The 16,046-nt window shown below is 44.9% G+C and carries 15 protein-coding genes; 6 read left to right on the top strand and 9 right to left on the bottom strand.

The genetic code is table 11. The features are described 5' to 3' along the window. Nucleotides 1–274: 274 nt before the first annotated feature. Entirely contained in the window at nt 275–1,807 is a 1,533-nt protein-coding gene (gene crtH / locus H6G03_RS27660; protein WP_190471753.1) for a carotenoid isomerase, read from the bottom strand. A 361-nt stretch (nt 1,808–2,168) separates the two neighbouring features. On the opposite strand from crtH, the gene upp reads away from it, so the two are divergent. From upp to H6G03_RS27645, 3 genes are all read left to right on the top strand, one after another. Continuing rightward, entirely contained in the window at nt 2,169–2,819 is a 651-nt protein-coding gene (upp, locus tag H6G03_RS27655) for a uracil phosphoribosyltransferase (protein ID WP_190471750.1), read from the top strand. A 237-nt stretch (nt 2,820–3,056) separates the two neighbouring features. Beyond that, the gene (locus H6G03_RS27650; RefSeq protein ID WP_190471748.1) at nt 3,057–3,410 is read left to right on the top strand and encodes a hypothetical protein; all 354 of its coding nucleotides are present in this window, start codon (nt 3,057–3,059) and stop codon (nt 3,408–3,410) included. A gap of 209 nt (nt 3,411–3,619) precedes the next feature. Beyond that, on the top strand, nt 3,620–3,907 hold the full coding sequence (locus H6G03_RS27645) for a YggT family protein (protein ID WP_190471745.1): 288 nt from the start codon (nt 3,620–3,622) through the stop codon (nt 3,905–3,907). A 179-nt stretch (nt 3,908–4,086) separates the two neighbouring features. Here the strand turns inward: H6G03_RS27645 and H6G03_RS27640 are convergent, their stop codons facing one another. Beyond that, nucleotides 4,087–4,518: a hypothetical protein gene (locus H6G03_RS27640; protein WP_190471742.1), complete on the bottom strand. Its 432-nt coding sequence runs from the start codon at nt 4,516–4,518 to the stop codon at nt 4,087–4,089. A 194-nt stretch (nt 4,519–4,712) separates the two neighbouring features. Between H6G03_RS27640 and H6G03_RS27635 the strand changes: the two genes are divergently transcribed. After that, nucleotides 4,713–5,330, top strand: a complete 618-nt coding sequence (locus tag H6G03_RS27635; RefSeq protein ID WP_190471739.1) for a hypothetical protein — start codon at nt 4,713–4,715, stop codon at nt 5,328–5,330. A 35-nt stretch (nt 5,331–5,365) separates the two neighbouring features. On the opposite strand, the gene H6G03_RS27630 is transcribed toward H6G03_RS27635, so the two are convergent. Next, nucleotides 5,366–6,247 carry a shikimate dehydrogenase gene (locus tag H6G03_RS27630; RefSeq protein WP_190471758.1) on the bottom strand — a complete coding sequence of 294 codons (882 nt, stop codon included), beginning with the start codon at nt 6,245–6,247 and terminating at the stop codon, nt 5,366–5,368. Between the two features lie 71 nt (nt 6,248–6,318). Here H6G03_RS27630 and H6G03_RS27625 point away from each other — a divergent pair, with 71 nt between their 5' ends. Together H6G03_RS27625 and H6G03_RS27620 are read left to right on the top strand one after the other, a co-directional pair. Then, the gene (locus H6G03_RS27625) at nt 6,319–7,737 is read left to right on the top strand and encodes a serine/threonine-protein kinase (protein WP_190471738.1); all 1,419 of its coding nucleotides are present in this window, start codon (nt 6,319–6,321) and stop codon (nt 7,735–7,737) included. 181 nt (nt 7,738–7,918) lie between these two features. Beyond that, nucleotides 7,919–8,983 (top strand): BLUF domain-containing protein, encoded by a 1,065-nt coding sequence (locus H6G03_RS27620; RefSeq protein ID WP_190471735.1) that lies wholly within the window; start codon nt 7,919–7,921, stop codon nt 8,981–8,983. A gap of 187 nt (nt 8,984–9,170) precedes the next feature. Here H6G03_RS27620 and H6G03_RS27615 read toward each other — a convergent pair whose 3' ends face one another. The 6 genes from H6G03_RS27615 to H6G03_RS27590 all read right to left on the bottom strand — a co-directional run bounded on the left by H6G03_RS27615 (nt 9,171) and on the right by H6G03_RS27590 (nt 16,029). Then, on the bottom strand, nt 9,171–9,683 hold the full coding sequence (locus tag H6G03_RS27615) for a hypothetical protein (RefSeq protein WP_190471732.1): 513 nt from the start codon (nt 9,681–9,683) through the stop codon (nt 9,171–9,173). A gap of 21 nt (nt 9,684–9,704) precedes the next feature. After that, nucleotides 9,705–11,888 carry a cation:proton antiporter gene (locus H6G03_RS27610; protein WP_190471729.1) on the bottom strand — a complete coding sequence of 728 codons (2,184 nt, stop codon included), beginning with the start codon at nt 11,886–11,888 and terminating at the stop codon, nt 9,705–9,707. A 267-nt stretch (nt 11,889–12,155) separates the two neighbouring features. Next, complete coding sequence (locus tag H6G03_RS27605) at nt 12,156–12,584, bottom strand: hypothetical protein (protein WP_190471726.1); 429 nt, start codon at nt 12,582–12,584, stop codon at nt 12,156–12,158. Between the two features lie 93 nt (nt 12,585–12,677). After that, nucleotides 12,678–13,001 carry a hypothetical protein gene (locus H6G03_RS27600; protein ID WP_190471724.1) on the bottom strand — a complete coding sequence of 108 codons (324 nt, stop codon included), beginning with the start codon at nt 12,999–13,001 and terminating at the stop codon, nt 12,678–12,680. A gap of 533 nt (nt 13,002–13,534) precedes the next feature. Continuing rightward, nucleotides 13,535–15,499 (bottom strand): FHA domain-containing protein, encoded by a 1,965-nt coding sequence (locus H6G03_RS27595; RefSeq protein WP_190471720.1) that lies wholly within the window; start codon nt 15,497–15,499, stop codon nt 13,535–13,537. Beyond that, nucleotides 15,496–16,029, bottom strand: a complete 534-nt coding sequence (locus tag H6G03_RS27590; RefSeq protein ID WP_190471717.1) for an FHA domain-containing protein — start codon at nt 16,027–16,029, stop codon at nt 15,496–15,498. The genes H6G03_RS27595 and H6G03_RS27590 overlap by 4 nt, the downstream gene beginning before the upstream one ends. Nucleotides 16,030–16,046 lie beyond the last annotated feature (17 nt).

Genomic DNA, 16,046 nt, shown 5'->3' with positions numbered 1-16,046 from the left:
GGCTAGGGGCTAGGGAAGAGGGAAGAGGGAAGAGGGAAGAGGGAAGAGGGAAGAGGGAAGAGGGAAGAGGGAAAAGGGGTAATTTTGACTTTTTACCCAAAAAAAGGGGTGTAAAGCCTCCGATTTCAAGGGTAATAATCAAAAAATTTTTCCGAATATTGTAGAGACTTTTCATGAAACGTCTCTACAATATTCAAGCCGGAGCTAATCCAAAATCGAAAATCCAAAATCCTTGCATCAGGTGACGCCCGATCGGTTGCTGTATTTCTATTATTCACAAACCCAAATCTACCGCAATGCGATGAGAGCAAGCAAACCCTGAAAACGCTACTGCATTTAAACCCTGACCCGGAAAAGTACTATCCCCCACACAATACAAACCGGGAATAGATGTGCGGTTAAACGGCATACCCAACAAACCGCGCAACTTGCGACTGGGAATCGGCCCGTAACTGCCATCATCCCGACCTAAAAAACGTCGATGGGTGCGAGGCGTTCCCACCTCCATGTAATCCAGTTTTGTATCTAAACCAGGGAAAAATTGCTCCAACCTTTTAATAATACGTTCCGCTGCTTCTTGTTTTTTCTCCTCGTAATCTTTCGCCGACATTCCTTGCCAATCATCAATCCAATTCGGCGTAAATACGTGCATAATGTGATAGCCTTCGGGAGCTAAATTCGGATCGAGTAGTGTGGGGATAGAAACAAATATAGTGCCTTCCGGTTCCTCCATTTGTTCCCAATCTGACAAGATAATATGGTGACACTCAGTTCCCCAAGGTAGGACATCTGCTTCGACGCCCAAGTGCAAACTTAGAAAACTAGGTGACTTTTGATATCGTTGCTGCCATTTTTTTTCAACACGGGGCATTTGTTCGGGCGGAAGTAATTTTTCAAAGGTATCCCAGCGTGTAGCGTTGGAAACAATGCGTTTAGCGCGATAAACTTGCCCTGTGGCGAGCTGCACGCCCACTGCTTGTCCATTTTCGGTCAAAATCTTGCTGACTCTGGCTTTGTACTGAATTTCACCGCCAGCTTTCTCAAGTCCTTCCACGAGTTTTTGGGCGATTTGACCGACGCCGCCTTTGGGGTAGTTAATGCCACCATAATGGCGATCGGAGAATACCATCCCGGCATTAATCATCGGTGTCATGTCTGCTGGCACAACCGACCAGCAATAACACTCGATGTCGATGAATTTGAGCAAAATCGGATCGCTGATGTATCGGCGGGCGATGTCGCCTGCATTGAGGGGCAAGTATTTCACTAAACCCAAACAAGCCAAGGGATGCTGGAAAAACACCCTCGTTAGATAGCCCGGTTCCTCCAACGAGAGCAAATCCATTGCGTTCAGGCAGTTAAACACTTTCCAGCACTCGTCGTAAAATCGACGGATGCCTTCTCGTTCTTGCGGAAAATGTTCTGTAAGTTCTTGCAAAAATTTCTCATAATTGCGATGAACTTTTAAATCTAACCCGTCGGGAAGGTGGTAGTGAATCTGTACCGGGTCGGCAATGGTTTCCACACTAACGTTGACTGCTGCTAGGGCGCGGGTGAGCAGATTGGTAGTGCCTTGAGTGCCAAACCCAAAGATCATCGATGCTCCCACATCAAACCGATATCCGTTGCGATCGAAGTAGCCAGCACTTCCTCCAGGGATAATGTAGCGCTCCAGGACTAGCACAGACGCACCTTTGGCTGCTAGCTGGGTCGCCGTTACCAACCCTCCAATACCCGATCCGATGACAATAACATCAAATTCAGGCGCGGTTGAACTGGTTTGAGTGTAAAACAACTGATTATTCATGGAAGCAGGTATTGGGTTAGTAATCTAGAGTAATTCCCTGGATTTACAGTTTACAAGCTCCCTTCGTATCTAGCATCTAGCCCCTAATTCCTAACCCCGACGCCCGACGCCCTAAAAAAAAGTACGGACTCTATCTGCTGCTGCTGACCGAGCCCGTCTGCCGTTCCTCGTAGAGGAGAACACGAGAGAGGAGAACACTGAAAGTTAATATAGCCTTATTGAAAAGAAGTGTCAATACAATTAGGAAAAATTCTCAACAATATTTTTGTCTTCCCTGTAACAAAGCAGAAGGCAGTATGATAGATCGGGCTTTTGAACCAGCATCCAAACACCAATCTAAAATCGAAAATCTAAAACCCGTATGACTCTCCAGATGCGTATCTATGTTCCGCCCCATCCCCTCATCAAACACTGGCTGGGTGTTGCCCGCGATGCCCAAACGCCACCAGTGCTGTTCAAAAGCGCCATGACGGAACTGGGACGCTGGCTGACTTACGAAGCGGTGCGAGAGTGGTTGCCCACAATAGAAACAACAGTGCAAACGCCTTTGGCTGACTGTCCTGCTACGTTTGTCAATCCGGAAGTGCCGTTGGTGGTAGTGCCGATTCTGCGGGCGGGATTGGCTTTGTTGGAAGGAGCGCAGACTGTAATGCCTTTGGCGTCGATTTATCATCTCGGTTTGGTACGGGATGAAGAAACGCTAGAACCGAGTTGCTATTTGAATAAGTTCCCAGCCCAGTTTAAAGAGCAAACGCGGGTATTGATCTGCGATCCGATGCTGGCGACTGGTGGCTCGATTATGGCTGCGATGGCAGAATTGACTTCTCGCGGTATCGATCCGGCGTTAGTGAGGATTATTTCGGTAGTGGCGGCTCCCCCAGCACTGCAAAGATTGAGTGTGACCTATCCGGGCTTGAATGTATATACGGCTACTATAGACGAAGGCTTAAACAGCCACGGTTACATTGTGCCTGGGTTGGGGGATGCAGGCGATCGCGCCTTTGGCACCTAGCGCTATAAAGTCAAAAGTCAAAAGTCAAAAGTCAAAATTTCTCCCTTCTCCCTCTTCCCGACGCCCTAGCCACTTCCCTCTCCCTCTCCCTCTTCTTTTTGACTTTTGACTTTTAACTTTTGACTTTCCCAGTCCCTATCTTCTGCCTGATGCAGTTGGGACTGCTAGCAGGTAAGCTGAAAACAGTCGTACCAAAGATATAATCCTAAATCCTTTCATCTAAAATCCAAAATAGATATGAGTCAGCGTGACGGTTTTGCAGCAGGATTTTTGGCTGGGTCGTTGGTAGGTGGCCTAGTCGGTGGGGTGCTGGGGGCGGTGCTAGCTTCTCGCATCAGTAAGGAAACGGCGGAAGCAGAAGCACCTATCCTCAACAGCAATCCTTCCGAAGCTAAAGTTGATAAACCTAAGAAGCGTCAACTGGAAGCTTCTTCTGAGCAACGGATTGAAGTGGCTCGTCGCAGTCTGGAGGATAAGATCGCACAACTCAATCAGACAATTGACGAAGTGCGCCAGCAGCTCGGTAACGTGAATGGCAATGCTGCTGGGGGAAGTGGCGATCGATCTCTGACCAGAGATGCACAATACTGAGTTGCAGTCAACTCTTCAGTTGACAAGCTCAAGCGGTAAGCTACCCCCAACAGCTGGGAAAGTGGAAAAGTAGGGCAGAGTCGAGCTAGAGTTGGAAGCCCAACTCAGTTTCATTGGTGTAGAGGAGACGATCCGAAACGGTCGGATATCGGTTAAATTAAAGTCAAGTCTAAGTTGTGTTTGAAATTCCGTAAAAAGCTTCAAAACTCATGGATGCCTCAGTCGCACTGCTGTTCAACGCTCTTATTACCTTTGTCAACATCTACGTCGTTTTGTTGATTATTAGGATTCTGCTGAGCTGGTTTCCCAATCTCAACTGGTACGATCCGCCGTTTTCCATCCTCAGTCAGCTAACCGATCCTTACCTGAATATCTTTCGCTCTTTTATTCCCCCTCTCGGTGGTATTGATTTTTCACCGATTTTGGCGATCTTTCTACTCCAATTTATCGCCGATCTTCTCAAGCCCCTCGCAGTACGGGCTATGTATATGTTCTGATCCCGATCGATCGCCTGCTTGTACTGAAAACTTCACTCCTTAATTTTTAAGGAGGTAAATATTTTACTACAAAACTTTTATTTTGTGAACAACAATCTACCTGTTGTAGGATGTGTTAACTTTACCTAACGCACCCGGCATTTGAGGGGGTAAGGGTAGTTTACCCCCCTAGCCCTTTGTCAACGACGAACCACACCGGTAAAACCGGCAGCTTTGAACTGCTTAAGCTTCAAAGGAGTTGGCTGATTGGCAGCCACAGAAATTCTCAATTCAAAATCGCTCACTCCTGGCGGAACCTCATCAATAGATCCCAGACGAGTACGGTTTTGCATCACAGAATTGTCATTGGCATCGTAGATGCGACCGAAAATATCAGCGTTGTAGACGTATTTACCAGAGGTATTGTTGGCTTTGCCGGTAATGAGAAAGCAGTTGGCAGCTCTGGCGTTACCGCTAGTAACCAATCCTTCTGCTAGTTCTGGCGGACACTCTTTATAAGAAAGATCGGTTAGTTGAATTTGAGTCAACGCCCAAGCGGGTGGGGTCAACACCCAACTCAGAATTGCGATCGAGCAGGAAATTAGAAAGATTTTTATGGCTCGAAATTGCATATATTGTACCTAAAATTAGCGATCGGCAGGTAACTTCAAACTCAGCTTACCGTGAACTTGTACAACCGCGCTCTTAAAGAGGGTGCCAGTTTTGTAATATAAATGGACTATCCCCAGTTAGCGATCGGCTTTGGCACAGAGCTACCCAAAGCCGTTGACGTGCAATCAAGTTCACTGTTTGCCATAGGTGCTGTATGACTAAAGAGGAGATCGAAGCAGCCTTGCAAGCAGCATTCGATCGGTGCGATGCAGCTAGCTGTCCTCTCACCGAGACACAGAAACAGATCCTGCTGCAAGTGGCAGAAAATTTGACTCGCATCCAAAGTCAACCGAGTGGCGATCGATCGCCTTCTTCTACTAATCCTCTGGACGAACTTACCGATAATGAACAAGAAACTTTTTTAGAGTTTGTCAGAGAACAAGAAAGAGAAGATCGCTCTTGGAAATTTCAGTTAATGAACGATTGGTTGAATAATCGAACTTCGGGAGAGGTGCAGTTTATTCGCGATCGCTACGGTTTACAATGGCTCAATCGAGTCAAGCAGGAACATTTAGCTGAGTATATCGAGCGCACACCAGACGAAATTTTAAAACTCAAAGTAGGCGATCGCATTGAAGTGTCTAATAGTTTATGGGAATGGGTGCAAGAAAATGGCCCTTGCAGTCGCGAATGGGTTTCTTGCACAGTAATTAAAGTGGATGAGATAGATGGCAATACCACTTGCACAATTCGTTTTGATAACGGTAGTGAATACGAAATTCAAGGTATTTACGAGTGGAATCGCTACAATTGGCGTTGGCCATCTGGGTAAATAAAATTAGGACAATGTTAGACAAAAATAATCTTTCAATCCGATAATCCTAAATGTCTTCGCAAAGATTGCCGCATTACATCTACTGGAACTGACTGCTGCAACCAAATTTGCAATGCAGCCGCTCCTTGTTGTACTAACATTTCTAAACCATCGATCGCATCCGCACCCTGCTGTTTAGCTAATTTTAGAAATAAAGTCGGATTGGGTGTATAAATTAGGTCATAGACGATCGCACCTTTGGGCAATTTCGCGATCTCATCTGCACTTAAAGGAGACTCTTCAACGCGAGGATACATTCCTATTGGCGTTGTATTCACGAGTAAGTTTGCTTCTGAGAGCAAATTTGGTAACTCTTGCCAATTATGTACGCTGAGACGGACAGGCAAACGCGAATTCAGCCAACTATCTAAAAAATCGTTTAATTTCTGCGGACTGCGCCCGATTACTTTGACTTGCTGTACGCCTAACTGGGCGCACCCTGCTACCACCGCCCTAGCAGCTCCACCATAGCCTAAGACTAGCGCTGTCGTCTGACTCCAATCGCGCTCTTGAGATGAGGGGGAGAGATTCAGCAATGGTGCCAAAAACCCTTCCACATCTGTATTTGTGCCACTCCAACCTTTATCGGTGCGCCAGACGCTGTTAACGGCTCCGACCGATCGTGCGATCGGCGATACTTCTGATAGGAGGGGAATGATTGCTTGTTTGTGGGGAATGGTGACGTTAAAGCCGATCGTACCAATAGCGGCAAAACCTGCGATCGCTACCTGCAAATCTTCCGGTTTAACTGGAAAGGGTAGATACACATAATCTACTCCCAGTGTGGCAATAGCGGCATTGTGCATCACCGGTGACAGGGAATGTTCGATCGGATTTCCGATAACGCCCAGCAATTTAGTCTTACCTGTAATCATTACTTCTACCATTGAATTAATAGACATCGGGTGGCAAAAGCTACGATAGCAGAGGTTAGGGCGATAACTTCATGAGTTTTATCACTTGTAGCCAAGGGCATCAAAATCCGGCTGCGGCGCGGTTTTGTTCGTACTGCGGTGAATTTCTGCAAAGCACGCACAACAGTACGACAGGCGTTGCTACATCTCAAACACAATTGCAGCCTGGAACAAAGTTGCGCGATCGCTATATTATCCACTATCAGCTAGGTCAGGGCGGATTTGGCAGGACTTACCTAGCGCGGGATATCAATCGATTTAACGAATCTGTCGTTATCAAAGAGCTTATCCCACTTGCCCAAGGTACGTACAACCTCCATAAAGCCGAGGAACTGTTTGAAAGGGAAGCGGCGATGCTGCACAAACTCAAGCATCCCCAAATTCCCCATTTCTGGGAGTTCTTTCGGGAGGGACAACAACTTTTCATTGTCCAAGATTATATTCAAGGGCAAACCTATCAATCCCTATTAAATCGGCGATTACAGCGAGGTGAATGCTTTAGCGAAGCGGAAATTATCCAACTTTTCCGACAACTTCTGCCTGTTTTAAGTTACCTCCACCACCAAGGCATTATCCATCGCGATATTGCTCCTGATAATATTATTTGTCGTGACAGCGACAAACTGCCGGTATTGATTGACTTGGGCGGTGTGAAGCGAATTGCTATTAATGTAGCCCAGCAACTAGCAGGTGGACTCGATGGATTTTCATCTGACAATGCGACTCGCTTGGGTAAAGTTGGCTACGCGCCAGATGAGCAAATACGAATGGGAATTGTGGCACCTTATAGCGATTTGTATGCTTTAGGGGTTACAGCTATTGTCTTGATGACTGGCAAACAGCCGCAAGAGTCGATCGATCCGCAAACGATGAATTGGATTTGGGATAAACATCTGCCTTCTCTAAGTCGTCAGCTAAAGGAGATTCTATCTCGAATGCTTGCTGCCAAGCCTTACGAGCGTTTTCAATCAGCTGAGGAAATTCTGGAAATTTTAGAAACCGGTCATTCATCTGCACAAAGTTCGCGTTTGGGTGCTGTTACGAAAGTAAAAACTGTATTGGCAAATAATTCCGGTCAAGGCAGTATATTTGATAATTCTATTAAAGTGCCGGATGAAATTCAAGGTTGGAATTGGGGAGCTTTTTTCCTCCCAGGTGTCTGGTGTTTGACGAATCGGGTTTGGATTGGATTGGTGGCTTGGATCGATCCTACATTATTGATATTTTCGCTGGGTATGCCGTGGCTGGTTATGGGTATTGTGCTGGGGGTAAAGGGTAACGAATGGGCGTGGAAAAGCCGCCAGTGGCGCAGTATTTCTGAGTTTAAAGCACATCAAAGGGCGTGGGCGATCGCAGCATGGCTGATTCTGGCGATCGTGCTGGCAGTTGTACTGGCAATTGCGGTAATTTTTGGGTTGCTTTTACTCGCTGGAATCTCTTCTAGCAGATAAATACAGATAAACTTAAATTCTAGACATTTCTTTACACTTTTCTTTAAAAAAGAGGCGACTAAATGCTGTAATATCAATTCAAGATACCTTACACAAATGAGGTCGATACGTATGGCAGAGTGCATCACCTGGCTTTTTAGGATACTTAGAAATACTTGACTTGCTAAATTTGAGTTTGAATATGAAAAGGCTGACATACATTAGTAAATTTGCTCGTCCTCTATCTAGTAAAGAAATAGAAGCTATTGGTAAAGTTTCCGCTCCGAACAATCAAGCCAAAAACATCACAGGTGTACTTTTGTGTTCGCAAGGAATATTTTTCCAAATTCTCGAAGGAGATGAAGAAAATATTGATAGATTGTATGAGAAAATATTGCGCGATCGCAGACATACCGATATTTTATGCTTAAACACCGAACACGATATCAAAGAACGGCTATTTCCGGAATGGTCAATACAGACGATCGATCTTGACGAAAATACAGATTTAATTATTAAACCGATCAGAGCTTTATTGCAGACTTTAAACGAGTCTTATAGAATTTTAGAAAAATATACTCAACCAACCGTTGTTAACATCATCAGTAACGGTGCAAATCCTCTTTTAGTTCCGCCTCGTAAAGTAGAAAAGATTATTTTGTTTAGCGATATCGTGTCTTTCTCTACTTTGGTGGAGAAACTGCCATGCGAGGAAATTGTCGCTATACTCAATCAGTATTTTACTATTTGCACGAACATAATTGTAGCTAAGGGAGGAGAAATTACCAAATTTATCGGTGATTGCGTGATGGCTTATTTTTCAGGCGAACAAGCTGATGCAGCTATTCAAGCAAGCTTGGATATATTGACTGAAATAGAAACAGTAAGAATATCTGCACCAGAAGGTAGTCCGCTGCGCGTTTTGTACAATGGGATTGGTTTGGCGCAAGGCGAAGTAATAGAAGGAAATATTGGCTCTCACGTCAAAATGGACTATACAATTTTAGGAGATGCAGTCAATATTGCCCAAAGGTTAGAATGTTTAACGAGAAAGCTTTCCCGTTCTTTAATTTTCTCGTTGGAGGTGAAGAACAGCACAGCAGGAGTATGGAATTTTGTCAAGTTAGGAAAGAGCAAGGTCAAAGGAAAAGAAGAGGCGATCGAAATTTATTCAATTGACGATCGAGTTACCAAGCAGCCCAGTAGTAATGCTGAAATGGCTGCGGATATAAGTAATTATCTTGACAAAATTAAATTTTATCATTAGTTATATCAAGTCCGGTTACATCGGTATTACATGAGTGTCGCAGGTTAAGTTTTAACCACAGATAAAGAAAGATGAACACAGATGAACACAGATAAGAGAGCGATTTTTTTAGGCAAGCAGTATAACCGGATATGATATCTTTGGTTATTAGTTGTTTGGTTCTTTTATGCGAACTAGGCACAACTGACTAATGGCTGGAAGACTTTTCCTTATCGCGCTCGGTAGCCTCTCTTTCAGCGGTAAATTTTATTGGTTGCGCTGCTGAAGTTAGAGTCATTTTACCGTTGAGGGTTTCACCTTTGACAAAAGCTTGAATTCTGACATTGATTTTTCGCTCGCAGGAACTGAACTTATTTGTAGTTCCGGATAGCGTGAATTGTTGATTTTGCCATAGACCGAATAGGGAGGGTTTTTCCTGTACGCTTGTTTGGGATGCAGATGTGACATTTGACAATTCGACGTTTTTATCTGCTGTTAATAAAGAACCGTTGAGATAAATACCAGATTGCTGAACAGTTAACAACAATTCATCAGATTCGAGACATTTAGGTAAGTTTTGTGCAGTGATGCGATAACGACCTTGAATCGGGGGAGGTGCTTTGAGATTATGACCGTAGGTAGTAACAACTTTAAACAAAAGCACAACGAAACCGATCGCTAATCCATAAAATGTGAAGGACTTAAAGTTAAAATGACTCATATCAATTTGAGATTTGAGGTTTTAGATTGAGAATTTAGTAGTTTGGTCATTTGTGTTACTGTCGTTTGTTTCCAGTACAGAGGCGAGGTGAGAAGTTACCTGACTGTAGCGGCGGGTAATCAGAAGCGAAGAATGACAATCGATCGCCAGCGCATCAGTGTAGTTTCCCAAGGTTTGACGCTCAATACCCCAAGCGCGACTGGTACCGACAATAGTGAGGTCAACCGTTTGGGAAGCTTGGACTACAGCTGGGATCGGTTCCGTTGCTTCAATAACTTGGATATCGATGCGATCGCGCACTTGCTTTGGCAATCTTTCCATCACGTTACGAAATTCATAACTGAAATCTTTAATCTGACTTTCTTGTACAACTCGCAAAACATTCAGATAGCAGAAATCGCGATTGACAAGCAGTCGCACAGCAATTTCCAGCGCCAGATCGTCGTGAACGTTAGCAGAATAAGGCACCAATATACTTTCCAATCTTTCTCGTCCTCGATCGACAAATACTGCCACATCCACAGATGCCTGAGTGAGAATTTGTCCAACTCTTCCCCCCAGTCGGTTGGTGCTAAAAGCTGGGCGATGCCATCCTAATAGAATCAGATCGGCTTGTTCGAGCTTAGCAATTTCTGCTGTTTCCCGTGCGACGTTATTGGAAATGCGGATAATCGGATGCACTAACTCGCGAGTTTCTGGAGGTTCGAGACTTTGAATTACTTCTTCGAGACGAGAACGACGCTGCTGTATTAACCTGTCTGCTTCAAGCGGCGTACTTTGAAATAAATAATCTTCTTCTAATTCGATCAAGCTGAGGGGATGAACGATCGCAGGTTGCAATTTTTTTCCTGCGATCGCTGCTGCTACTTGCAGCAAACCTTTTTGCGTGCTGGGATTGGCGACGGGTACTAAAATTCGATAGGTTGGTTGAACTGCTTCGGTAGGGATAGCGATCGCAGGTTCTGCCTTGATGACATCTAATCTAATTAGCTCTTTCGGATAAGTCCATTCCAGCAAAGGCGAAGTCATAAACGTAGTTACCAATGCCATTATCACCAGCATAGTGAACAGCAAAGGCGAGATCGTACCCAAGCTCAAACCGATATTTAGCACAATTAATTCAGTCAAACCGCGAGTATTCATCAACCAACCCAGTGCTGAAGCTTCCCGGTTATCGATACCGCAAACTCTTGCTGCTAGATAAGTACCAACATATTTGCCAATAATAGCCACTGCCAAAACAGCTAAGCAAAGTAGCCACAATTCAGGACGATTGAGCAAGCCTATTTCTGTTCTCAGACCGCTATAAGCAAAAAATACTGGTAGTAAAAATATGAGGACAAAATCTTCGGTTTTTTCTGCTAATTCCCTTACTAATCCAGCATTTTTTGGCATTGCCGCTCCCAATAAAAATGCCCCGAAAATTAAGTGAATCCCTATTAATTCGGTAATTAAAGCCGAAGCAACAACAGCCATATAAATCCAAGCCAAAAGAAATTGGCTTAAGCGTCCCTTGCGTTCGTAGTGAGTAGCCAACTGTTTCAATAACCAACGCCCTACCGTCATCATAAATACGATGTAAAGTAGGGATTCCAAAATAGTTGGCACTGCACCTGCCATACTATTAGTACGAGTGACTGCGATCGCCAGGGCCAACAAACACCAAGCCGTCACATCATCCACCGCCGCACAAGTCAGCGCCAAAGTTCCCAAGCGCGTTCCTTGCAAATTGTTTTCCGTGATAATTCTCGCCAGTACCGGAAAAGCCGTAATCGACATTGCCGCACCTAAAAATAAGGCAAAGGCGGTAAAGGATACGCTCGCATTAGAAAGTAGGGGATAAAGCAGCAGGGCTAGTAAACTTCCCAGTGAAAAGGGCGTCAAAATACTGACGTGGGAAGTCAGAATCGCGATATCTAAATTACCTTTGAGGTATTTTGGGTCTAACTCTAGCCCGATCAAAAACATGAAAAAGATCAGTCCGACCTGCGACAATACAAACAGATAAGGTTCTGTTTCAACTGGAAAAAGTGAGGCCGCTAAATCTGGAGCAACCAAACCTAACAGAGATGGCCCCAGCATAATTCCAGCGACAATTTCGCCAATTACCAAAGGTTGCTTGAGCCAGCGAAATCCCAATCCCACCAGTCGGGAAAGTCCAATCACTATGAGAACTTCAATCAGGACTTGGATGACTGCGTGCATAGTTTCCTCAAAGGCGACTGTTAGGAGTGTTACAGTAATCGAGTGAAATGATATCCGATTTGTCGTTGACAACCCTGCCCTCAGTCTACCGCCCAAGGTACTTAGTTACCAGTATCGCAGCAAACGGTGGCTGAGTAAATTTTTGTTACCGAATCGAGCGCTCGCCTGATGTTGGGACAGGTCGATCGACAACAAAATCTGAAATTTATGCAGCTGGGTCTAAAGCTAATCCAAAATCTAAAATCCAAAATCTAAAATCTAAAATTATTACAGCCACTGTCCGCCCCGAAAACGCCAACGGGGAAATAAAATTCGCATAATTGATTGAGAAGCTAAATAAACACCCAACCATACCAAACTGTAGTGTCCCAGAAAAGAAGCGATATCTATATTTGTAACCCCAGGTAGAGGCAAGCGTAAAATTTTGACAATTAATATAAAAAATATAGCTTCCCAGATACCAGCCACCAATTGAAACGCTCCCGGCCAATCTCTATCCCAGCGGAACTTTTGTAGATAGTTATAAACAATATCCCAGCCCAAACCAAAAACTGTAATATATCCAATTACCCAAAAATAAGTAGAGTCGGCACCAGAGCCGATAATGCCCAAAGCAAAGGGCAATGTTATCGCCAGACCCACAGTGCCGAACAGTAATAAACGAGTTTGCCAACGGCCAAAAAGTGTAGGAGTCATTTTGACATTCCCTAAGCTACTGTGTAGATATGTAGGGATTGTATCTTAACGTGAATTTAGATAAAGTTTTTAATTTTTAATTGATTTATGGGGTTAATGCTGCACCTTTAGTTGCGGCATTTCGTACTGGTGCGTGCTTTGCAAATAACCTTCGTAAATTTTACCTACTTCTAGGCAATCGGTACATCTCACCCAAACAGAATGGCCGATCACCGGTAACCCCATCAGTTGCGACATCATGGATGCTTCTTCCGGGTCGGCAACACAGCCAATGCCAAAGTGGCTCGCTAGACGCCTGACGGTCAAATCTTCAAGGAGATAACTGCTGCCGATTTCAGCTTCTTTACACTGGTAGCGTCTCACTGGCGGTAAAACTTTTTCTAAATTTTTCAATCCCAGCATTTGTAGATCTCCCATTCTCTCAGTGCAATACGTAAATCTGGTTTATCGTGCGGGTGCAACCTTGCACTTAGGTGTGTTGCATTTATAATGCCTGAAAGTTTTAGCTTATGGCGTCAAGTACTGATAAAGAACAAGGAAAAAACTTTAAAGTTTTAGTAAAGATGAATTCAAATTGCAGTATCTCTACTGAGATCGAAGTTCGTTGCTATCCTAACTCCATGTTCGCTGCGAAAAATGGGACAACGCAGCAATGGAGTATGCTGGAATAGCACGAAGATAATCGACGTAAGAAAAAGCTCAGAGTTCCTTGCATCCGGTCGTCTCTGAGTCAGCAGGGAAGTCAAAGACGAAACGAATTAGACACTAGGCTCGATTGTGTATTTACGTATCGATATGTAAAGTTAAAGTAATTATTATAGTGGAAATACTGAATAAAATATTTCTTAAGGAGGATGACAAAAAAGAAAGTGGGAGAGCGGGAGAATTTATTTTCCCTTTTTCCTCTTCTTTTTGACTTTTGACTTTTGACTTTTGACTTTTCTCTAGCATTAGGGCGATCGCATTGTTGCCCACTTCAACCATTGCCATAGAGAACTCAGTGCGTTCAATCGATGCAATCCGGGTGCGCGGACTGCGGCCAAACTATCAACAGCACAAAGGGCAGCATATTGCAATCCCAAAAAACTATCAACTGCTGCATAGGGGCCACCCAAAGTCATCGCACCGGCGGCATAAATTCTGCCGCGCTGATTTCGCAGATCGACTATTTCAAAATCATCGGCAACGACGAGTCTGCCGTTATCGTGCAAAGGTAGATTGTAGCGATCGACAATATCGGCTAGTAAAGGACTTGCAGTTACGTGGGCATCGAGTCCGGTAGCATCGATAATAAAGTCAGCTTCGAGTCGAATTTGCCCTTTTAATCCCTTTTCTTGAATATAAGTAACTGTACGATTTTGGGTATTGTCGCGTTCTACTTTTTCCACTTCGCCAAAGGTAATTTGATACCAACCTTCACTCAATCCTTGCTGCACAATGCGTTTCCAATCGTGTCGATCGGCTGTAGTTGTACCGCCCCAAGCTGCCAGTAATTCCTGGCGTTTTTGCGGTTCTGCTTTTGCCAACATTTCCCGCAAATCGCCTCCCCAACAAGCTTTCGGCCAGTTAAACGGTTGAAATTCGTAGTGATTGTCTACTTGACGTTGGGCGGAACTGAATTTGTTACCTTGGGGTTTGGGCGATCGCATCAAATGCAGCAACGAAATCAGCTTGTTTTTCTGCCGCGCTTCGTAAATTCTTTGCACAATTCGAGAAGCGACAATACCGCGACCGCGAATCAGTACCGTACCGCCATACTGTTCTAAATGTTGATAAACGCGATCGTGCGGTTCGTAAGCATTTACTACGGATTCAAAATCACCAGTCTTTTCCCGATAAGCTTTTAGGTCTGGGAGAAATTGAATTGCCGGATAGCCTGTGGCAAGCTGGACATATTGCGCGATTAACAAACGGTAGTCTGGCGCAGCGTTGCTGGAACGACGACGGGAATAAGCAATAGCATATCTGCCATCAGAAGTTTTGCGAATTGCCCTGACGCTACCGTAGCGAAATATCTGTTCCCAACCGATTCGTTTCGCTTCGCGATCGATCGAATCGAACACATTTCCAGAACGAGGCGTATAAGTTTGGGCAAATGTCGGTTCGGCAAATACCTGCCATAAATATCCCAAAGCATCGCCCACTTTTCCTTTAATTAGATCGTGCCAAGCTTCCCGCAAAGCATAGCTAGGCCAACCCCAAATATTATCGGGACAGGAATCGGAATTCGATCGCAATCTTTCGTGCAGGGGAATTTGAGAATTCATGCACAATCTTCTATAACGAGCATAAGGCTTTTCTTCCATTCCCAAAGCGGCAATTCGATCGATTTTCACCCCAGAAATTCGCAGCAAATCCACCCAAACAAAGCTACCCAATCCCGCGCCAATCGCAGCATAATCAATTTCTTCCACCGGTAAACCTGTGGCGTGAAGTTCTTGCACAGATACCTGAGATTGCTGAAACGCTGGTGGCGGAAAAGTGCTACCGGTAGCTATTGCAACTGGGGGTTGATTCAGACGAGGGTCTGGTAAATCGGTATCTGGGTGAAAATTAATCGTGGAGATGGATGGACTGGCGACGAAGGAAATCGTAATTCGATAGGGGCCAATTTGCAGGATATCGCCATTTGCCAAAGTAGTTCGCGTTTGGCGCTGACCGTTGACAAAAGTGCCGTTTTGACTGTTTCGATCGATCGCGACCAAACTACCTTGTTCTTCGTCGATCGAGACATGGTAGCGAGACACTTCCGGACTGTCAAACACCATCCGAGAAACGCGCCGTCCTCCCAGTTCGCTTGGCATTTGGGCAAATTCGCGTCCCAGTGCGATCGGGACAGCTAATAAAGGTTCTCGTCGCTGTCCTGTGGCTGGGTCTTCCCAGCTGAGACGAATTTGCAAAGGTTGTGGATTCATAGTTCCGTGGGAGTCATGAGAACGCTTGCGGCTGCTGCTAAGGAAGTACCGCACCAAGGACATCCCAAATCTAACCGTTCGTAGGGTGAAATGCGATCGCATTTGGGACACCGCAAACCGTAAGTTTGATTTGCAGAAGGAACCTGAGATGGCTGTGTCGAAGGCGAAAGTAAAATGGTTGGTGGAACGCTGCTTTCGTCTATATTTACCCCAGTCACTTTGACTTCTGTTTCTCCCAGATGAAAAACGCTACCCCCGCTTAAAGTTACCTCACCTGCGACAAGTTGGTTGCCATTCACCAAGGGAGGATTGCTTTCGCGCAAGTTTCGCAGGTAAAACTGTTGCTGCTGGGAGTTAAAAAATATCTCTACGTGCAATCCGGAGACTGTCGGATGGGTCAGCACGATATCGCACCGCAGGGAATCGCGACCCAGCCGCACGGTTCCCGGATTTTTGCTTAGCTGTCGATCGCGAATTATTTGCTTTCTCAGATGACCTGCTTCTTGCCACTCTATACTTAGTTCGTTCATTATCCCCGCCTTTTAAT

Origin of the sequence: Aerosakkonema funiforme FACHB-1375 (assembly GCF_014696265.1) — a bacterium.
In the GTDB taxonomy this organism is placed as follows: domain Bacteria; phylum Cyanobacteriota; class Cyanobacteriia; order Cyanobacteriales; family Aerosakkonemataceae; genus Aerosakkonema; species Aerosakkonema funiforme_A.
This window is presented reverse-complemented; position numbering and strand designations above follow the sequence as displayed.